This window comes from Halobaculum rubrum, assembly GCF_019880225.1.
GTDB classification, from domain to species: Archaea; Halobacteriota; Halobacteria; order Halobacteriales; family Haloferacaceae; genus Halobaculum; species Halobaculum rubrum.
Map to the genome: position 1 here is coordinate 63,006 of NZ_CP082284.1, position 19,334 is coordinate 82,339.

15 protein-coding genes and 2 tRNA genes are annotated in these 19,334 nt (G+C 67.6%); 4 read left to right on the plus strand and 13 right to left on the minus strand.

The genetic code is table 11. From position 1 onward, the window contains the following. Window position 1: 1 nt before the first annotated feature. From K6T25_RS00390 to K6T25_RS00415, 6 genes are all read right to left on the minus strand, one after another. Window positions 2–562: a DUF7287 family protein gene (locus K6T25_RS00390; protein WP_222915610.1), complete on the minus strand. Its 561-nt coding sequence runs from the start codon at window positions 560–562 to the stop codon at window positions 2–4. After that, on the minus strand, window positions 559–2,604 hold the full coding sequence (locus K6T25_RS00395) for a type II secretion system F family protein (protein WP_222915611.1): 2,046 nt from the start codon (window positions 2,602–2,604) through the stop codon (window positions 559–561). Before K6T25_RS00395 ends, K6T25_RS00390 begins: the two co-directional genes overlap by 4 nt. Then, window positions 2,605–5,670, minus strand: a complete 3,066-nt coding sequence (locus K6T25_RS00400) for an ATPase, T2SS/T4P/T4SS family (protein ID WP_222915613.1) — start codon at window positions 5,668–5,670, stop codon at window positions 2,605–2,607. Between the two features lie 310 nt (window positions 5,671–5,980). Next, window positions 5,981–6,053: transfer RNA gene (locus K6T25_RS00405), tRNA-Arg, on the minus strand. A 50-nt stretch (window positions 6,054–6,103) separates the two neighbouring features. Continuing rightward, window positions 6,104–6,400, minus strand: a complete 297-nt coding sequence (locus tag K6T25_RS00410) for a Sec-independent protein translocase subunit TatA/TatB (protein WP_222915615.1) — start codon at window positions 6,398–6,400, stop codon at window positions 6,104–6,106. Window positions 6,401–6,674: 274 nt separating this feature from the next. Beyond that, window positions 6,675–7,286 (minus strand): zinc ribbon domain-containing protein, encoded by a 612-nt coding sequence (locus K6T25_RS00415; protein ID WP_222915617.1) that lies wholly within the window; start codon window positions 7,284–7,286, stop codon window positions 6,675–6,677. Between the two features lie 181 nt (window positions 7,287–7,467). Here K6T25_RS00415 and K6T25_RS00420 point away from each other — a divergent pair, with 181 nt between their 5' ends. Further along, complete coding sequence (locus K6T25_RS00420; protein WP_222917781.1) at window positions 7,468–8,286, plus strand: HD domain-containing protein; 819 nt, start codon at window positions 7,468–7,470, stop codon at window positions 8,284–8,286. 118 nt (window positions 8,287–8,404) lie between these two features. Continuing rightward, complete coding sequence (locus K6T25_RS00425) at window positions 8,405–9,715, plus strand: MFS transporter (RefSeq protein WP_222915619.1); 1,311 nt, start codon at window positions 8,405–8,407, stop codon at window positions 9,713–9,715. 66 nt (window positions 9,716–9,781) lie between these two features. Here the strand turns inward: K6T25_RS00425 and K6T25_RS00430 are convergent. The 6 genes from K6T25_RS00430 to K6T25_RS00455 all read right to left on the minus strand — a co-directional run bounded on the left by K6T25_RS00430 (window position 9,782) and on the right by K6T25_RS00455 (window position 16,451). Next, window positions 9,782–9,853 (minus strand) — tRNA-Gly (locus K6T25_RS00430). A 149-nt stretch (window positions 9,854–10,002) separates the two neighbouring features. Then, a complete protein-coding gene (locus K6T25_RS00435) occupies window positions 10,003–11,118 on the minus strand; it encodes an NAD(P)/FAD-dependent oxidoreductase (RefSeq protein ID WP_222915621.1) in 1,116 nt (371 codons plus the stop codon). A 90-nt stretch (window positions 11,119–11,208) separates the two neighbouring features. Further along, window positions 11,209–11,928 (minus strand): class I SAM-dependent methyltransferase, encoded by a 720-nt coding sequence (locus K6T25_RS00440; RefSeq protein WP_425600876.1) that lies wholly within the window; start codon window positions 11,926–11,928, stop codon window positions 11,209–11,211. Continuing rightward, on the minus strand, window positions 11,925–14,057 hold the full coding sequence (locus K6T25_RS00445) for a type II secretion system F family protein (protein ID WP_222915623.1): 2,133 nt from the start codon (window positions 14,055–14,057) through the stop codon (window positions 11,925–11,927). The genes K6T25_RS00440 and K6T25_RS00445 overlap by 4 nt, the downstream gene beginning before the upstream one ends. Before the next feature lie 3 nt (window positions 14,058–14,060). Beyond that, window positions 14,061–15,788, minus strand: a complete 1,728-nt coding sequence (locus K6T25_RS00450) for a type II/IV secretion system ATPase subunit (protein WP_222915625.1) — start codon at window positions 15,786–15,788, stop codon at window positions 14,061–14,063. 129 nt (window positions 15,789–15,917) lie between these two features. Continuing rightward, window positions 15,918–16,451: a DUF7549 family protein gene (locus tag K6T25_RS00455; RefSeq protein WP_222915627.1), complete on the minus strand. Its 534-nt coding sequence runs from the start codon at window positions 16,449–16,451 to the stop codon at window positions 15,918–15,920. 130 nt (window positions 16,452–16,581) lie between these two features. On the opposite strand from K6T25_RS00455, the gene K6T25_RS00460 reads away from it, so the two are divergent. Together K6T25_RS00460 and K6T25_RS00465 are read left to right on the plus strand one after the other, a co-directional pair. Beyond that, window positions 16,582–17,055, plus strand: coding sequence for a DUF5793 family protein (locus tag K6T25_RS00460; protein WP_222915629.1), 474 nt, complete (start codon window positions 16,582–16,584; stop codon window positions 17,053–17,055). 145 nt (window positions 17,056–17,200) lie between these two features. Beyond that, on the plus strand, window positions 17,201–17,890 hold the full coding sequence (locus K6T25_RS00465) for a uracil-DNA glycosylase family protein (protein WP_222915631.1): 690 nt from the start codon (window positions 17,201–17,203) through the stop codon (window positions 17,888–17,890). 64 nt (window positions 17,891–17,954) lie between these two features. On the opposite strand, the gene K6T25_RS00470 is transcribed toward K6T25_RS00465, so the two are convergent. Then, window positions 17,955–19,277 carry a sensor histidine kinase gene (locus K6T25_RS00470; protein ID WP_222915632.1) on the minus strand — a complete coding sequence of 441 codons (1,323 nt, stop codon included), beginning with the start codon at window positions 19,275–19,277 and terminating at the stop codon, window positions 17,955–17,957. Window positions 19,278–19,334 lie beyond the last annotated feature (57 nt).

Below are 19,334 nucleotides of genomic sequence, written 5' to 3' on the forward strand. Positions count from 1 at the left end.
GTCACCACACCCTCACGATCACCGTCGCGTCCGACCCGTCGAGCAGGACCGCCCGACGAGCGGTCGACACGCCCGCCCCGCGCGGCGGAGCCGGTCCGGCCGCGAGCGGAACCGCATCCGCGCCGTCCCCGAGCACCCGGATACCGCCGTCACTGACGACGGTCACGTTCGCCGTCCGATCCGGCGAGACGATCCCGAGCGCGCCCCGGAGATCGCTTGCGTCGGTCTCGTACCGGCAGTCGGTGTCGACGGCCTCGTCGGTATCGAAGAATCCCGCGGTACAGTCGGCGTCGAGGACGGACGGACGCGCGGGGTCGGCGACCAGCAGATCGTTGGCGATCCGGTCCGCAGAGCGGTCGGCGACCACCACCGCGTCGGTCGCATCGCTCGTGAACGGCGCCGTGAGCGAGGGAGCGAACGCGAACACGAACGCGACGACCAGCAGAAACACGCTCACGCCGACGGCGTAGTCGATGGTCGTCTGCCCGCGGTCGCGGGCACGGGTGCGCTCGACGCCGCTGCCGGCGGCGGGGTCCGTCGCCGGATATCCGTCGTCGCTCACGCCACCACCACCCACACACCCAGCGCGACGGTGAGCAACACGACCACGTACTTCATCCCGGAAATGATGTCGGCGCTGCGGATGTACCCCGCGATGACCCCCGACAGCACCGCCTGTATCGTCACCGCGTGGAAGAACAGCACCGACAGGCGGTCGACGTCGACGTTGCCGCCGAACCCGCCCGAGCCGAGTCCGCCGCCCCCGCCGGTCGCGGCGCCGCCCCCGCTCGCCTGTGTGGTCAGTCCCGCGAGGATGTCGAGGAACCGGAGCTTCAGGATCGCCATCACCGCCAGCAGCGTGAGGTACGTCATCAGGATGATCGCCACCTGCATCCGGGTCCGGGAGATCCGCTCGCGCTCGATGTCGTCCTGGTTCTCCGAGGCCTGGGCGGCCGTCGTCAGGACGTCGGTGATCTGGCTGGACGCCTGCTGCGCCTCCGAGATGAGCTTCACCGTTCGCGCGAGCCGCGGGATGTGGTACTTGTTGTTGAACTCGACCATTGCCTCCCGGAGGCTCATCCCGTAGTTCACCTTCGCGTACATCACCTCGAACTCCTCGGCGAGCTTCCCGCTCGACGTGTCGGCGGTCGTCCGGATCGACTCCAACAGCGTCTGCCCGGTGTCGTTGGCCGAGGAGAGCTTCCGGAGGTTGTCCGAGAGCTTTCCGGTGATCCCGCCGCGACGGTACTGGTGCCACTCGTAGAAGATCACGAGCGGGATCAGCGTGACGTACGCGGGGACGTACACCCACACGAACGTCGACCACACCGGGTTGTCGACGAACCCCTGGAACGTCAGCGGCGCGTCGCCGGAGGCGACCCCGAACCCGACCAGCACGAGCGCGGCGGGCCCGGTGAGCGCGAGCGTAAACAGGGGATTGTCCCGGAAGAACAGGTGCGGCGCCTTCAGCAGCTCCCCGGTCTTGTACGTCCCCTCGCGCGAGCGTATCCGGTCGAACAGCGAGAACTCGCCCGTGAACGCCTCGACGAGCCCGAGGTGGAGCAGCCCCTCCCGCTGCTCCTCCGCGAAGTGTTCGTCGATGCCGCCGGGGTCGAGGTAGCCGTCCCCGACCTCGTCCTGCTTGACCGTCGAGACGAGCACGAGGAAGCCGACCCCGATGAGCGGCGTGAGGAGGTAGACGGTCGCCGTCAGGAGGAAGTCCTGCCCCTGGCCGAGCATCGACATGATGACGAGGATGATGATGAGCAGGAGCGGGAACAGCGACAGCGTCATGTACATCTCGCCGAACAGCTCCAGCGTCTCCAGCGTCAGCTCCTGCTGCTGTTTCGCCGTGCGGAGGTGCTTCTCCTTTTTGTCGTAGAGGAACCGCTCCATGTCGCCGCCGGAGTTGATGATCGACAGCATGTCGGTGAGGAACTGGGAGAACTCCTCGCTCGGGGTCTCGATGGACTGCTGGCGGACCGCGTTGCGGTAGTCGGTGCCGAAGTAGCTCGTCTCCTGGACGATGCTCTGGAACTCCTTTGCCACCTCCCCGTAGGTGTCGTCGGCCTCCGCCATCGACTCGAAGATCTCCAGCTGGTTCAGCCCGCCAACCGAGAGCGCGTACATGAACGAGACGGCGTCCGCGAGGAGCATGTTGATCTCGCGTTTCCGCGCGTCTGCCCGCTGGTAGGGGATCGCGAGCAGCGTGCCGAACCCGAGGCCGAACCCGATGCTTCCGAAGACGACGCCGCTGACGAGCACGGCCGCGGGCTCGGTGAGCGACTCCAGCATCGCCGCCTGTTCGGCGGAGCTCGCCGGGATCCCGAGTCCGATCGACTCCGCTTGAACGATGCCGAACGCGAACAGGCTCCACCCCAGCAGCATCCCGACCACCCACAGCGTCAGCCCCACGAGCACGCCGACGCCGAGGGCCTTGGAGACGTACAGCTCGACGGGCTGATTCATCCGTGCTTGGGTCAGCTTCGTGTCGACGCCGTCGACGAAGTCGCCCTCCCGGTCGAACACCCTCCGGAACAACGGGTAGAACGCGTCCGCGAACCCCCGTGCGCTCCCGAAGCTCGTGTCGCTGTCGAGGCTCATCTACTCCTCCTCGCGTTCCGCGTCGTCGGCCGACGCCACTTCTCCGAACCCCCAGTCGTCGATCACTTCCTCGTCGGGGGCCGTTTCCTCGTCGGGGACGGGGTCGTCTTCGGAGACGGCTTCCCCGTCGTGTGCGGCTTCGCCGTCGGGGTCGGCCTCGTCGGCCGACGCGTCGCCTCGCCCGTGTTCGCCATCGGAACCGGGTTCGGAGGGGTCGCCGTCGAACTGGTCGATCGCGTCGAACGCGTCGGCCGCCTCGCCGTTCAGCCCGGTTTCGCTGTCGGTCGCGTCGGTCTCGGTCGATCCGCCGTCGGCGTCGTCCTCCACGGGCCCGTCGGTCGCGTCGATCGCCCGGTCGACGTCGAGCGGCTCCGGACCGATGTCCTCGAACGGCGCACCGGCGGTGTCGCCGGTCGCGTCTCCGTCCGCCTCGCCCGCGATGGACGCTCCCGCGCCGGGCTCGGCCGCGACATCGCCCGCGTGTTCGACCGTCCCCAAGGCGGCCGCCACGTCGTCGGTTCGCTCGCCGCGGAACTCCGCCAGGATCGGGTCGGCCTCCTCGAGGATCGACTTCGCCTCCGCCGCCTGCGCCTCGGAGGGCTCCGGACGGGGCACCATCGCCTCCTTGTCCTCGTCGACGTCGATCAGCACCGACTCCATCTCGCGGAGGTCGTCGAGGCTCGCCTCCAGTCGTTCGTTCGCCATCAGCGAGAGGATCGTCTCGGGATCGTTGATGAACGCCTGCAGCGTCGCCGCCACCTGCGTGTACGTGTTGAGACCGCGGTCGATGAGGTACGCGAGCACTGCGCGCCGCTTGAGCATCTCGTCCTCGAGGGTCTGAGGGCTCCACCCGCGGTCGAACATGATCTCCTCCAGCGTGTTCGAGTCCCCCATGCGGAGGAACTCGTCCGTCTCGGCTTGCCACTGGTACACGTCCTGAACGTTGATCTCGTCGTTCTCGGCGTCGTAGTGGTTGATCTCCGTGAGCGACTTGTTCCGACGCACCTTCCGCCCCTGCACCCGCGTCGACGCCTGCACCGACACCAGGTCAAGCGCCGTGAACATCGTCTTCGAGACGTTGATCGGCTCGGTCGTGAACCGCTTGAGCACCTCCCCGACGTTGTCCGCGTGGAAGGTGGTGTAGGTGGTGTGTCCGGTCGACATGACCTGAAAGAGGGTTCGTCCCTCCTCGCCGCGGATCTCGCCCATGACGATGTAGTCGGGCCGCTGGCGGAGCGCTGCCTCCAGCAGGTCGAACTCGTCGACGTCGCCGCCGTCGTCGTCCGCGAAGGAGGGCCGGGTGACGGAGGCGATCCAGTTGCGCTGGGGGAGCTCGACCTCGCGGGTGTCCTCGATGGAGACGATCTTCGAGTTCGAGGGGATGAACAACGAGACGGCGTTCAGGCTCGTCGTCTTCCCGGAGGCGGTGCCGCCCGCAAAGATCAGCGACTTGTGGTTCTCGATGCACAGCCACAGGAACGCCATCTCGTCGAGGCTGAACGTGTTCCAGTTGATGAGGTCGATGGGGGTGAACGGGACGTCCTTGAACTGCCGGATCGTGTAGTTCGTCCCGTGATCCGACACCTCCTTGCCGAGCGTCAGTTGGGCACGAGAGCCGTCCGGGAGCGTGGCGTCCACCTGCGGGCGGCGCTTGGAGATGCCCTTCCCGGAGCGCTGGGCGAGCTTGACGACGAAGTCGTCGAGCTCCTGCTCGCCGTGGTACACGTTCGAGATGATCTGCTCGTAGTCGGAGTGATAGACGAAGACCGGCGAGTTGTAGCCGTCGACGGAGATGTCCTCGACGTTGATGTCGTGTTTGATGCCGTCGATCCGCTCGTAGCCGACGAAGTCGCGCTCGAGGTAGTACAGCGCCTTCGTCACGGTGTACTCGGTGAGCGTGTCGGGGTCCTCCGCGAGCACCGCCGGCTCGGGTCGCGCGGCGATCCCCTCGATCTCGCCGTCGGATTCCCGCGGTGCGACGCCGAGCGCACGGATCAGCCGCCCCGCGGCACCCTCGTCGTCGACGTCGACGCCGAACAGGTCCGCGAGCTTGTCGCCGAACTTCGGGCCGCCGTCGCGCGTGTAGAGGTCGTAGCGGTCGAGCAGGTCGTACGTCTCCTCGCGGATCGTCAGCTTGCGGTGGTCGTCGTCGGCCGCGACGGCCCCCTCGTCGGCGTACTTGATCGCCGAGCGCAGTTTTCCCTCGAGGAACTCGAACAGGTCCTCCTCGATGGCGTTGCGGTACGGCTCGATCACGTAGTACTTCTTCTCGTTCTCCTTCGTCGAGTGAAAGACGATCACGAACGAGTACGGCTCGTTCACCCAGTAGCGCTCGACCTCCCGGAAGTGGCGCTTCTTCGGCATCGGAACCGCCTTCTCCAGGTCGTAGCGGTTCACGACCGTCGTCATGCCCGCGGCGTCGCTGAAGAACGCGTCCTCGTCGATGTCGTCGGCGATGTCGACGGTTCGCTCGTCGACCACCTCGTCGAGTTCCGGCGCGCGCTTCGCGAGGTGACCGAGCGTCTCCTCGACGCGGTCGGGGTCGAACCCGAGCGCCTCGGCCTTGTCGGCGGTGGTGAACTCGAGCGGGTCGTCCTCCTCGTCGGTCGGAGGGTTCCCCTCTTCGTCGAGGAAGTACTCCTCGCGGTAGTCGTCCCACGTGTAGATGTCCTTCCAGACGGGGGTATCGTCGTAGGCGAGCAGCGGGGAGCGCTCCGCGATGGACTCGCCGAGCGCGCCGGCCGCACCGACGGTCGGCGACACGTCGCCGGGATCCATCCCGAGCGCGTCGGCGGCGACCTCGGCGACGCCCAGCGCCGCCAGATCCTCGGCGGTCGCGGCGCGGACCTCGATCCGAACGACCTCCTCGCCGTCCTCGTCCTCCTCGACGACCTCCGTCCGGAGGCGCTCGGCGAGTTCGTCGGCCGCGTCCTCGCGACCGTGGTCTCGTAGGAAGTCCGGCCACGTGTACTCCCCGACGACGGCCGCATCCCCCGAAGCCGCAGCCATCCCGGATCCGTCGTCGAATCCGGGGCCGGCCGCCGCGTCAGCGTCGTCGGTAGCCATTGGATACAGTCAATCCGGGAGCCTGGTTAAATGCTTGCCCTCTCTATCACAGGTGAGAAAGTCCGTATAACGTCGCGAGAGGCCCGTTGTACCGGGGAAGCGGTAACTCCTGTGTTCGGTTTGTACTGAACATCTCGGGCTCGAAATCAATTTCCGTTCGATCGAAACTCGTGGGCACGGTTCATGATGACGAGACGGTGCAGCAGTCTCGATTCACGAACGACGACGGGCGTGACGGGAGTCACGCGAGCGAACACAGTGAGCGAGTGTGACTACGTCACGGCCGTCGAGTGACCGAAGGGAACGACAACGGGCGTGACGGGATTCGAACCCGCGATCTAGCGGTTAGGAACCGCTCGCCGTATCCGCTTGGCCACACGCCCCGCGATGGGGAGTGCTCGGCGCGCAGGGAAAAGCGGTCCGGGACGGCGCCTTAGTTCTTCTCGGCGTCGGTCTCGAGAGCGGCGTTGTCGGTGTCGCCGGTCGAGTCGGCGTCGATGGTGGAGTCTGCGGCGATCTCGTCCTCGTCGTCGCGCTCGCCGTCCTGCATCTCCTGGAGTTCGTCCTCGACCTGCTCGCGGCCCTTCTTGAACTCGCCCATCGCCTGCCCGGTCGACCGGGCCAGCTTGGGGATCTTGTTCGCTCCGAACAGTAGCACCAACACGAGCAGGATGATGAGCATCTCCGGACCGCCCGGGATGGCGCCGAACAGGGGTAGAGTGGTAGGCATCTCTACTCCGGGGTTACCCGGTGGCAATTATAGGCTTTTTGGACCATGGGGTGTTGCGGGTATAGCCGTTTACACCGCCGAACAACGGCGGCGGAAGGGGTATCGCTGGATGCGAGTGTCGTCTCTTCGAGTCGGCGCGGTGGAACCGGGATCGGAAGCCGAAACGCAGGCGACGACCATCGGATCACCGTCTCGGTCCCGACCGACATGTACCGGACAGGGATTCGGACACACGGTGACGTGAACCGACGAGTGGAGTCTCGCCGGGACGCTCCTACGCGAACACCATCGCACCGGCCGCCATTCCCGCGATGAGACTCAAGGCTCCCCAAGCGATCAGCGCGATACCATGTGTCTCGTTGTAGTTCTGATAGACCTTGTACCCGCAGTACATGGAGATCGGTGCGAAGACGATCGGAAGCACCACGAACCCGGCCAGTCCGGACACCACTCCGACGGCGGTGTACTTCGTCTTCCCTCCCTCCGTCGAGGACCCGCCGGTCGCTACCCCGCGGGAGGACGACCCCGTCGTCGAGACACCGCCGGAGGTGGTCGACGTAGCGACGCCACACTCCGGACAGATCTCGGCCCGTTTTTTCACGACTGCCCCGCAGGACGAACAGTACATCTCGTTGGGTCCTTTCTGCGGCTGCTCCGCTTCATCGGACTCGTCAGGCTCGGGTTCCTCCGTGAACTCGTCAGGGTCCGGTTCATCGGATTCGTCAGGCTCCGGTTCCTCTGTGACCTCGTCAGGATCCGGTTCCACTGCGGCCCTGTCAGCGTTCGGTTCCCCCGTGGACTCGTCAGTGTCCTGCTCTTCTGAGGACTCGTCAGGGCTCTCCTCATCGGTGAAGGGACCCTCATCGTTTGTTGATTCGACGGTCATGGCAGGCGGATCACGGGTTCCGATTGTAAGTGTTTGGTCCTGACAGGAGAGGGACCGGATCACCAGGGTGTCTGGTGGGCGAGCCCTTTTGCGCTCACCGTCCGTCCACTGCGGTATGAACGACGACGCCGGTTCGACGGGAACGACGCGGGCCGACCAACAGGACGACGACCCGAACAAGATGAGCGTCAGGCAGTACGACCCCGACGCCGAGCACTCGTTCCCCGACGAGCGCGTGAACGAGGTGTTGGACGTGATCGAGTCGGACGCCGAGATCCAGACGTACCTCCCCGCGCAAAACGTCAACGCCGTCACGCGCAAGGGGTACAACGACCACGGCGCCAAGCACATCGAGATCGTCCGCAATCGGGCGCTGCGCCTGTACGAACTCCTGAAACGCGGCGGCGTCGAGTTCAACGGCGCGAGCCAACAGGGACTCGACGAGGCCGACGAGCCGGTGATCGTTGCGCTCGCGGCGACGCTCCACGACATCGGCCACGTCGTCCACCGGGACGACCACGCCTACTACTCGATCCCGCTGGCCGCCGACCTGCTGGATCGGTTGCTCCCCCAGTTCGACTACTACGGGACCGAAGAGACCGTCCGGGTGAAAGGCGAGACACTTCACGCCATCCTCTGTCATCATACCGAGGAGACGCCGCTGACCCGGGAAGCCGGCGTCATCCGCGTGTCCGACGCCCTTGACATGGAGCGCGGACGGTCGCGTATCCCGTACGAGAAGGGCGGCCGCGGGATCAACACGCTCTCGTCGCGGGCGATCAGCAACGTCGAACTCAAGCCCGGCAGCGAGGCCGACGGCAACGACGGCGACGCGAAACCAGTGCTCGTCGAGATCGAGATGGTGAACGCGGCGGGGGTCTATCAGGTCGACAACCTGCTCAAAGCGAAGCTGCACGACTCGCTCATCGAGGACTTGGTCCGGATCGTCGCGATCAACACCAAAAGCGACGACCGGCTCGTCGAGCGGATCGAACTCTGACGCCGCCCCGCAGCGTCTTCTCTGCGGTTCGTGTCGGAGCCGCCACCGTGCGGGAACACCCCGTCGCCGGCCGGGATGAGGGAATTTAAGCGCACCCTGTGTATTTCGGAACGTAACAGTGGCGCAGTTCGGAAGCTCCGTCGCGCTGTTGCGCGACAAGGAGTTCTCGGCGCTGGCGGGCACGGCGTTCGCGCGGAGCCAGGCGTACTCGACGCTGCTCATCGCGCTGGCGCTGTACGCCGAGGACTTCGGAACCACCGGCACGGTCGAGGGACTGTTCGGTACCGCCTTCGCCGTCGTCCAGCTGCTCATCGTCCTCCCGCTCGGCCGGAAAGTCGACACGAGCAACGCGAAACACTGGCTCCTGCTCGGGCTCGCGATCAACGTCGTCGTCTTCTTCGGGTTCATGCTCGTGGAGAGCGCGACCCACGTGATCCTCGTTCGAGTGCTTCAGGGCGTCGGCGCGTCCGTGCTCTGGATCACGGGCTCGACCGTCGTCGGTCATATCGCCCCGGACAACGAGAACGGCCGGTGGCTGGGGTCGTACAATCAGGTCGCGGCGTTCTCCAGCCTCGCGGGCGACGTGGTCGGCGGCTACCTCCTGTTCGCCGAGGGCTACACGTTCACCTACGTGGTCCTCACGGGAGTCACTATCCTGGCGTTCGTCCTCGTGCTCGTCAACCTCCGGGACGACCCCGGCGGCGGCACTGAGAACGACGCCGGCGGCGGCGTCGCGACGCTGAAGGCGCTGCTTGACCTCCCGATGATCCGCGCGCTCGTCGTCTTCCGGCTCGCGTTTTCTGTCGGCAAGATGGCCGTCATCATCTTCCTCCCCATCCTCGCACGAACCGAGTTCGGCACGACCGCGTTCGCGATCGGCTGGATCCTCGCGGGTGGGAAGCTCACGAAGTCGGTTACCCAGGGGTACGTCGGCGATCTTTCCGACCGTGTCGGCAACAAGGAGTACTTCGTCGTGGCCGGCGCGTTCCTGTACGGTATCGGCACCGCGCTCATCCCGCTGAGCTACTACTTCGAGGGGACGATCGACCCCGTCCGGTTCGTCGCGTTCGGCGGCGAACAGGTGCTCGGCGGCGCGTTCTTCAGCCTCTTCGGGGCGTACATGGTGCTCGGCGTCGCCGACTCCATCCGCCTGCCGGCGTCGATGTCGCTGTTCGTCGAGGAGGGCGAACGCTACGACTCCGTCGCCTCCGCGATGAGCCTCAGGTCGATCTCGTGGAAGGTGGGCCAGGTCGCCGGACCGGTCGGCATCGGCGTCATCAAGCAGTACGTCTCCACGAGCGCCGCGTTCTACACGGCGGCGGGGTTCATCGTCGTCGCCTCGGCCGTCTTCTGGGTCGTGTTCCGCCGGGCGTCGGCACGGGAGGCCGAGGTCGTGGACGGGACGGACCCCGACCCGGCGGACGACTGAGCGTGGCGCCGCCGCTGTCGACGTGAAATCGCGAGTGGGCTTCGCCTCACTTCGTTCGGCAGAAGATGCGCCGGCGGGGATTTGAACCCCGGTCGTTGGCTTGGAAGGCCAAAGTCATACCAGCTAGACCACCGGCGCGCTCGTCACTGTGTTCCTCGCGCGCCGTACCTCGCGAATCCGTCCGGATTCGCTCACCACCGGCGCACCGAGGGTACCCCCACGTACTCGGTGGGGGAATAAGGGGTTTACCGTTTCCGTCGGCGTGGACCGGCGCGGGGGATGGGGAATCAGTCGTCGGCCGCCGCCTCGTCGGTCGCCGCGCCCGCGGCGTCCTCACGCGGGCCCGCCGCGTGCCCCTCGTGGGCGACGGCGGTCGCCATGAGTTCGGGCGAGATGGCCGGTACCTCGCTCTCGTCGACGGACCCCAGCTCGTCGATCTCGTCGGCCGAACGTGGGAACGCGCGCAGGTCCATGTGGATCGCGATGCCGCACTTGGCGCCCGCGCCCATCGCGACCGGGATCTGGTTGTGGCCGGGGGTCAGGTCGCCGACCGCGTACACGCCCTCGACGGAGGTTCGCCCGTGGTCGTCGACGGCGACCTCGCCGGAGTCCTCGCGATCCAGTCCGAGCGCGTCCGCCAACTCCGTGTTGTAGTTCGAGCCGTACATCGGGAAGCCGCCCTTGTACTCGCGGACGGTCCCGTCCTCGAACTCGAAGCTCTCGAGCCAGCCGTCGTCGTCCTTGCTCATCCCGACGACCTCCTCGGAGATCACGTCGATCGGGTGGTTCTCGATCAGCTCCGCAGTGTCGTCCGACCAGTCGGGCTCCCCGCCGCGAAGGAGCACGTCGACCTCGTCGGTGAAGTTGAGCATGATCATCGCGACGTGCGCGGCCGAGTCGCCCGTCCCCATCACGTACACCGGCTCGTCGACGAACATGTAGGCGTCACAGTGGAGGCAGTAGTGGAGTCCCATTCCGGTCCGCGGCAGGGGCGGGTCGGGCCGCTCGTCTGAGAAGCCGGTCGCGAGCACGACCCGGCGCGTCGTCAGCGCCTCGTCGCCGATGTCGACGCGGAACCCGACGGTGCGCTCGTCGGGCTCGTCCCCGTCGCCGTCGACGGTCCCCCCATCGATCGCCTCGACGTCCTCCACGAAGCCGCGGCGGTACTCCCCGCCGTAGCTTTGCACCTGCTCTTGTGCGGTCCTGAGGAACTCGTTGCCCGAGGTCTCCTCGGTAACGCCGATGACGTTGTGGGTGTCGCGCATCATCGCAGCGCGGCCGCCGCCGCGGTTCACGACGAGCGTGTCGAGGCCGAGCCGAGTCGCGTACAGCGCGCTCGTCAGTCCCGCCGGACCGCCGCCGACAACCGTCACATCGTAGTCGAACTCGTCGTTCGTGGTCATCTACTTGCGTGTTGGACCGGCCCATGTATAAAAACGCGTCCGGTCGTGCGGCCAGGGTATCCACCCGTGACGCGTTCACACTCCGTGTTGTCAGTCCGGATTCCCGCCCGCGGCTCGCTCGGGCGCGACGACCGCATAGCAGTTACCGCTGGAGACGACCGAGTCGACGGGCCGGAGGTCGCTCGCCGCCAGATCGGCATCGAACTCTCGCGGCGCGTAGATGTGATAGAACCGCGGCACCGGCTCCCCGCCGGGGAGGGTCCAGTCGACCGTCGTGTCGAACCCGACCTCGGCGTCCGCGTCGGCGTCGAAGCGGTCGTGGGCGGTGCTCCACGCGCTCACCAGCGCCCGTCCGTCGGGTGCGAGCGCCCGGGCGAGTTCCGACAGCGAGGCGACGCGTCGCTCGCGCGGTCTGAGGTGATGGAGCGCGGCGACGTACACCGCCAGATCGACTCGGCCGTCGGCGACGGGGAGCGCGGCGGCGTCGCCGCGGACGAACGAGACGCCCGGGTCGTACCCGCGCTCGCGGGCTCGTGCTCGCGCTTCGAGCAGCAGTTCCTCGCTCACGTCCACGCCCACGGTTTCCTCGACCCGATCGCCGAGCGGCTCGCAGTGACGACCGTTCCCGCACCCCACGTCGAGCCCGACCGTCCCGGAACGCCCGTCGAGGAAGGACCCCACCTCCGGCCAAGCGTGCTCGCGCGTCTTCGAGAAGTGGCCGGCGATGCGATCGTACGTCGACGCGGTGGCCCGTGTCGGCGAGCCCGGATCGTCGGTCGCCATCCGACGGTGTGAGTCGTTCGGCGTCATCCGACGACCACGAACGTGAGGTACGCGAGCAGGAGCATTACGGTCGCGTGTTTCACGCCGTCGCTGACGCTCCCCTCCCCTAACTGTCCGGCGATGAGCCCCGACGCGACCCCCTGGATCGCCGCGGCGTGATAGAACAACAGGACGTAGCTGTCGGTCTCGACGCCGCCCATCCCCTCGAACACGCCGGTCGAGACGCCGGCGACGCCGCCGGGCGACGACAGCTGCGCCCCCTCGACGGCCGGAATGAACGCCACCGTCAGCGCCGCGATGATGCCGAGGAACACCGCGAAGGAGACGTAGATCACGAGCAGGTACGTCACCATGACCTGCCGGCGCTCCCTGCGGAGCCGCCGCGTCGAGCGCGCCTCGTCTGCCGCGATCGCGAGAACCGGCGCGATGTCACCGCTCGCATCGACGGCGTTCGTGACGAGCGCGACCGCACGCGACACCATCGGCGAACGGACCCGCTGGCGGAACCGATCGAGCGCCGTCGTGACGGTCGCTCCCCACTCCACGTCCCGCCAGGTCCGCGCGATCTCCGGTGTGAGTGCGCCGAGGTCAGAGCCGGTGAGCCGGCGCAGGCTCCCGATGACGCTCACGCCGGCCTCGTTGATGCTCGCCATCCGATCGAGGAAGTCCGGAACCGCGCGTTCGATCGCCCGTATCCGCCGTTTCTCGATCTCGTAGGCGAGACCGTAGGCCGCAAGCACCACCAGCGTCGCTTCGATAGCCGGCGAATCGACGGCCCGGGCGAACGGGAGCGGCCGGAGCGGAAGCGCCGGCGTCCGCAGCCACACCCACCACAGGCCGGCCGGAACAGTGATCAGCGCGGTTAGGGTCGGCCGCTGGAGGAGGAGTTCGGCGGGGCGGTTCGCGGCGTCGAGCACCGCTTCCAGCCGGTCGTACGCGGCCAGGCGTTCCCTGCTTGCGGCCCACCGATCGGTGCCCGCGGTCGCGGCACCGTCGAGGCCCACCGCGCCGCCGTCCGTCCGAGCGTCGGAGCCACCGCCGGACCCGGCGACGTCCGATGCGGTCACCGTGTGAACCCGTGCGTCTCCGACCGACTGATCCACCACGAGCGTGTCGTTCGTCGACCGAGTGATCGAGTCGATGTAGACGACGAAGCCGAAGCTCGCGAGCGGGATCGCGAGATAAACCACCGCGCGCAACACGGGGAGCGTGTCCGAGAGGACCATCCCGATGACGACGAGGATCGTGATGAAAAACAGCGGCCCGGCGACGAGCACCGTCACGTACGCCTCCGCGAACGTCGAGATGAGTTCGAGGTACTGCTCCTGCTGGGACTCGGCCTCCTCCTGGTACCGCTCGTACTGGTCGTGCAGGAACGCCGAGAGCTCTTGGCCGCTGCCGAGCACTGACGCGAGGTTCTCCCCGAACTCGGCCATGTTCTGGGAGGGCGTCCGTTCGGCCATGTCTTCGAGTGCGGTGAGCACGTCCGTCCCGAACGTGTTCATGTCGCGAACGGCGACGCCCAACTCGCGGGCGGCCTCGCCGTACACCTCCTCGTTGTGCGACAGCGTCTCCAACACGACGGGGAGTTCCATCCCCGAGCGCGACAGCGCGTACACGAACGCGACGGTTCGAGGGAGCGTCGCTTCGATCCGGCTCGCCCGTGCGTGAGCCCGCTGGTCGAGGATCTGCCACCGGAAGAAATACACGCTGACGGCCGACCCGGGGCCAACCGTCGCGGACGACACGATCAACAGCGGGAACAGTTCGGCGACGCCGAGTTCTCCGATCCGCGTGAGACCCGCAAAAAAGCCGAGTGCGGCGGGCAACGCCGCCCGAATCGCTTCTCCGCTGACCCGGAGCAGCGCCAGCGCTCCCGCGGCGATGTACACGCCGAAGACGCTCCCCGAGACGCCGGCGACGGCGGTGTACAACAGCGTCTTCGACGCGTATAAGCGATGAGTGACGCCGACGTGTGCCGCCCGTAGCCGGTCGCGTTGGCGGCCCGCTCGGGGCCGGTCGGTGGTCACGTAGTCGCCGAACGCGTTGACGGCAAGCCGAGTGACTGCGAGATCCGCCTCCCGATTCACCGTCCCGGCGAGGATCGGCATCACTAGGAGGAGCGCGCCTACCAACGGGAGGAACGACAGCTCCATGGGTCAGCCCCCGTTGCCGGGGTCCGGATCGTCGGTAACTTGCTCGTCCGAGGCCGCCTCGTCGCGGACGTTCTCCTCGAGCGTCGTCTCGTCGTCCGCAGTCTCGTCGTCCGGACCGCGTTCGGCCGCGTCGAACCGTTCCATGACGCGATCGGGGTCGGCGTAGTACTCGTTCACGAGCGCGGTGAAGCGCCGATAGTCGGTGACGCCGTGCTCCTGGAGGTGTTCGAGGAACTGCCGCCGATCGCGAAGCTCCGACAGCAGTTCCGAACGACTCCATCCTCGCTCGGACTGGATCTCGTCGAGCAGCGCCGAGTCCCGACTGGCGAAGCTGTCCGTTTCAGCGTCCCACGAGTACACCGAAGAGTAGTCCAGCTCCCCGGTTCGCTGGTCGATGCCGCCGATCTCGCCGACGGTCTTCGCGCGGCGCACGCGTCCGCCGTCGAAGCGGGCGAGCGTCTGCACCGACAGCAGGTCCAGCGACTGAACCATCGACCGCGGGACGTTGATCGGCTCGTTCTCCAGGCGGTTGATCACGGTCTCGATGGAGTCGGCGTGCATCGTCGAGAACGTGGTGTGTCCGGTGTTCATCGCCTGGAACAGGGTGAGCGCCTCCTCACCACGAACCTCCCCGACGATGATGTACTCCGGCCGGTGGCGGAGGGCGGAGCGAAGGAGGTCGTACATGTCGATGTCCTCGCCTTCCCCCAGCCGTTCGCGGGTCACCGACGAGAGCCAGTTGTCGTGATACAGCGACAGCTCGCGTGTGTCCTCGATGGTGAGCACCTTCGAGCGCGGCGGGATGAACATCGACACCGCGTTCATCGAGGTGGTCTTCCCGGACGCGGTGCCGCCCGCGAAGATGAGACTTTTGTTGTGCTCGATGCACAGCCAGAAGTACGCCATCTGCTCGATCGAGAACGTCCCGTACTCGATCAGGTCGATCGGCGTGAACGGCTCCTCCGCGTACTGGCGGATGGTGAACGCCGAGCCGCGGGGCGTGACCTCCTCGCCGAGCGCGAGCTCGGCGCGTGACCCGTCGGGCAGCGTCGTCCCGACGATCGGGTCGCCGACGGAGATGTGCTGGCCGGACCGCTGGGCCAGTCTGATAACGAAGTTGTCCAGTTCGTCCGCCCCGAACACGACGTTCGTCTCGATGTCGGTGTACTCGTCGTGGTAGACGAAGATCGGGAGGTCGTAGCCGTCACAGGAGATGTCCTCGATGTGCCGGTCCGACAGGAGCGCGTCGATCTTTCCGTATCCCCTGAAATCACGCCGCAGGTAGTACAGCAGACTGTGGAACGTCCGCATCGACGCGTCGACGCCGTACTGTTCGAGCAGCGCCGCCAGCTCGTCGCGAAGCCGGTCGTCGTCCGCCTCGCCCGGGTCCTCGCGGTACAACAGCGGGTCGCGGATGTCTTCGACGATCCGCCCGAGCAGGTCGAACTCGAAGTCGTCGAGTTCGGGCTCGACGACGTGGTACACGTGGTTGTCCGACTCCGTGTCGTACGTGACGACGACGTACGCGTACGGCGCGTTCACCCAGTAGCGCTCGACCTCGTCGTGGTCGGGGGGCGGGTCGAACGACGCCAGCGGCCCGTCTTCCCCGGGGAGAAACGGCCGGACCTCGAGGTCGGCGCCGCGGAGCACCTCGAGCGTTCGCGCGAGGCGCCGCCTGAGCGTCGACAGGGGGCGGTCGTCGGCCGTCGTATCTGCGGCGTCCCCCGACATCGGTTACTGCAGGTCGTAGGGAAGTCCGGTACTTAAGTTCACCACCAAGCGCCACAGTGTCGGGACCGTGCACGGCCCCACGGCGGCTCGGTCCCCGGCGACGCGCCTTCCCGGGGTGCCGACGCGCGCTCAGTTCACCCGCTCCGCGCGCAGGAGCACGACGCCGAGCACCAGTTGGAGGACCGCACCGATCGGCAGCGACACGCCCGGGAGCCCGCCGCCGACGCCGACCCCGATCCCCAGGAAGCGCTCGGGGAACAGCACTGAGGCGACGAGAAACAACAGCGCCGACGTGACGAGTAGACCGCCCAGCACGTCGACCGGGTCTGCGGCCCATGATTCCGCTCGCTCCTCCTCGCGGTAGTAGTACACGGAGACCCCGAGCGCGACGAGGTACACGGCCGCGCCGACGAGCCACGCGGCGTACGCGACCTGGACGGAGGTCCCCGACTGGAGCAGGTACGCCGAGACGGGCGAGGAGACGCTCGTCGCGCGAACGAACGGGAGCCCGAACGCGTAGCGGATCTGAACCAGCGGAAAGCGGACGAACAGCACCGACCCGCCGGAGACGGCGCCGTAGAACACGTTCCACGGGAGCAGGGCCGCGACCCACGTGGACAGGACGGCGAGTTCTCCCGCGTACTCGGACCGGACCCAGACCATGTACCTCGGAGCACGGCGAGCCGGGATAAATCGATTGGACCGCCGACGGTGGCTGGCGGCCGCTCCGGAGATCCGGCGCCGTCAGGGGCGTTACGTACTTACACACAGATCCCCTACGGCTGCGTACGGAATGAGGCGCGACTACTTCGAGTTGGCTGTGGAGCACATCGACTGGGTCGAGACCGACGCCGAGCCCGCGAAGCCGCAGGTGTACATCGACTTTCACGGTCCGGCGGATCCCCTCCGGGAGCGTCTCACCGGGACCGACGGCGAACTGCTCGACGCCGGAGAGACCGACGTGGCGTTCCGACTGCAGTCCGATCACGAGCGCGACCCGGACGCGACCGGAGTCGTCGGCGTGACGAACCGCCACACGGGCGATTTCGTCCTCGAACTCAACGAATCCGCCGCCGACGTGCTCAGGTTCATCCGCGCGGCCCGGGAGTACGGCCGCGCCAGCGACGGCGACGGCCGCTACCGCGTGGAGATCGACGTCGACGGCGAATCCGTCGTCGCCTACGAGAAGGAGACGTTCCTCGTGTACGACGCCGAGGGGAACCTGCTTCGCCACGAGAGCCTCATCCCTCCGGGCGTCGAGCTGTAGCGAGCCGCACGCTGCACCCCGGCACGGATCCACCTGACGTTCCGGCCGGGGCCCCCGTCGCTCGCCCGCGGGTTCGTCGGCTCCGTCTGGACTCCGTCGATCGGGACCGAAACGGGTTTGCCCCGCTCGCGCCCTACGAGACGTCGTGAAGAACGTCACCGATCGCGTGTCGAATCCGTTCGGACTGTCTCCCGAGTGCGATCGGTTCGTTCCCGGATACGGGGACGCGAACGCCGACTTCCACGTCATCGGGGACCATCCGGGCGTCCACGGCGGGCTCGAAACGGGTGTTCCGTTCACCGGCACAGCCGCCGGCGACCGACTCCTCGATGCGCTGGTCCGCGCCGGACTGCTCGAGGCGGCCGGCGACGCGCCGGCGGTCGACTCGACGTATTTCTCGTATCTCCACATGTGCGAGGCGGCGGGTGAGCGACTCGGTCCGGAGAGAACGCCGACGCCGGCGTCGTACGACGACATGGAGCGGTTCTTCGACGCGGAAGTGCGCGCCATCGCGGCTCACGTGCTGTTCCCGGTGGGCGAGCGCGCGACACGGCACGTGCTGGAGCAGTACACGGCGCAGGCGCACAAGACCCAGATACGGATGGACGACCTCCACGGGCGCGAGATCCGCGGCTCCGGCTGGCTCGTCGTCCCGATCAAAGACCCCGCGGAGTGGACCGAAACGAACGCTGGGACCGACGCCGGCGACACGGCCGGGTCCGCGCACGCGGACCGGCTGATCGACGCGCTCGCGACGCTTCGCGCCACGGACTACCGCCGCGAGTCGGACCTCGGCCGGTTCATCGCCGGCTCGGACCCGTACCTCGTTCGGTGAGCGCCGCCGGGGGCGGCCACCGCTCTGTCGGCCGTCATGTCGACCCGAACCGCGCACGGACGGATCACTCCGGCGGGTCGGCCGCCGGGAACTCTACCGTGACCGCCGTCCCCGTCTCGTCCACGTCGAAGGAGACTCGCCCGCCGGACGCCTCAGTGATCCACACGACGAGCCACAGCCCCAGTCCCGAGGAGTGGGTGACCGCCGTCTCGGCTTCGGTCCGGAACGTCCGCAGCTCCTGACTGGGGATCCCCGGACCGTCGTCGGCGACCGTCACGGCGACACGGTCGGCCGACTCCGTGACGGTGATCTCGATGGTCGGGCGCTCGCGGTGGCTGTGTTCGACCGCGTTCTCGAGGAGGTTGTCGAACACGGTGTCGACCAGTCCGGTCGTGGTTATCCACGCGGCGTCCGGGGCGTCGACGGTGACCTGTGGCTCGACGGAGCGATACGCTAGCTCCAGCCCGTCCACCTGTGCGCGGACCAGCCCGACGACGTCGAGACGTGTTTGCGCCGACTCCTCCACGTCCAGCGTCGCCTCGATGTGACGAACGGTCTCGGCGCGGTCGAGCATCGTCTCCGCGGCGCCGGTGATCCGGTCGAGCGCGACCGCCACCCCGTCTTCGCCGCTTGGATCCCCCTGACCTGCTTGCTCCCGGAGCCGCTCGTCGATCCGTTCGACGTACCCCAGGACGACGTTCATCTCGTTTCGAAGGTCGTGTCGAAGCAGCCGGTTCAACACGCCGATCCGCCGACGCAGTCGGTGTCTGTCGGTGACGTCACGCAGTGTGATGACCCGTCCGTGGAGCTCGGGTCGGTCGAACGAACTGACGTGAACTTCGTAGTGAAGATTGCCCTCGCCGGTCGCGTCGGTGAGATGCGTTCTCCGTCTTGCAGCTCCGGATGCCTCGGCTGTCCCGGCCGCGCCTGTCCCGCCGACCGCGTCCTCCGTCAGGAGCCGGGCGGGCTCGGAGGCGTTCACGGCAGCCGACCGTCCGCTGTCGGCGATCGAGTCGTCGATCAGGGCGGCCAGATCCGAGTCGACCGCCGAGATGGGCCCGCCCACTGCGGACTCCCGCGTACAGCCCAGTGCGTCCGCGGCGGCCGGATTGCAGGCGACGACGGCGCCGTCCCCGTCGACGACGATCACCCCTTCCGTCGCGGCGTCGACCGCGACCGAGGCCGCGGCGGCCCGCGAGCGCTCGGACCCGTCGTCGCCGTACCGAACGGCGGCGGCCGACGCCCACGCGCCGACCGACGCCAGCGCCGCGGCGACAGCCTTCCTCGGGAGACCGCGGAGGCGGTCGGAGACGAGCCCGGCCGCCAGCACTCCGAGGAGGCCGCCGGCCAGCACGACGAGCAGCAACCGTCCGGACTGCCACGTCATCGCTCGGACCGACGGCGCTCGGCCGCGGCGTCGCGAGCCGGCCAGCCGGGCGGATGG

Bases quoted from the DNA above. Each gene is read 5' to 3' on its own strand.
- K6T25_RS00415 (WP_222915617.1), bottom strand. From the start codon at position 7,286: ATGACCGTCGAATCAACAAACGATGAGGGTCCCTTCACCGATGAGGAG.
- K6T25_RS00450 (WP_222915625.1), bottom strand. From the start codon at position 15,788: ATGTCGGGGGACGCCGCAGATACGACGGCCGACGACCGCCCCCTGTCG.
- K6T25_RS00455 (WP_222915627.1), bottom strand. From the start codon at position 16,451: ATGGTCTGGGTCCGGTCCGAGTACGCGGGAGAACTCGCCGTCCTGTCC.
- K6T25_RS00395 (WP_222915611.1), bottom strand. From the start codon at position 2,604: ATGAGCCTCGACAGCGACACGAGCTTCGGGAGCGCACGGGGGTTCGCG.
- K6T25_RS00435 (WP_222915621.1), bottom strand. From the start codon at position 11,118: ATGACCACGAACGACGAGTTCGACTACGATGTGACGGTTGTCGGCGGC.
- K6T25_RS00445 (WP_222915623.1), bottom strand. From the start codon at position 14,057: ATGGAGCTGTCGTTCCTCCCGTTGGTAGGCGCGCTCCTCCTAGTGATG.
- K6T25_RS00400 (WP_222915613.1), bottom strand. From the start codon at position 5,670: ATGGCTACCGACGACGCTGACGCGGCGGCCGGCCCCGGATTCGACGAC.
- K6T25_RS00410 (WP_222915615.1), bottom strand. From the start codon at position 6,400: ATGCCTACCACTCTACCCCTGTTCGGCGCCATCCCGGGCGGTCCGGAG.
- K6T25_RS00420 (WP_222917781.1), top strand. From the start codon at position 7,468: ATGAGCGTCAGGCAGTACGACCCCGACGCCGAGCACTCGTTCCCCGAC.
- K6T25_RS00440 (WP_425600876.1), bottom strand. From the start codon at position 11,928: ATGACGCCGAACGACTCACACCGTCGGATGGCGACCGACGATCCGGGC.
- K6T25_RS00470 (WP_222915632.1), bottom strand. From the start codon at position 19,277: ATGACGTGGCAGTCCGGACGGTTGCTGCTCGTCGTGCTGGCCGGCGGC.
- K6T25_RS00460 (WP_222915629.1), top strand. From the start codon at position 16,582: ATGAGGCGCGACTACTTCGAGTTGGCTGTGGAGCACATCGACTGGGTC.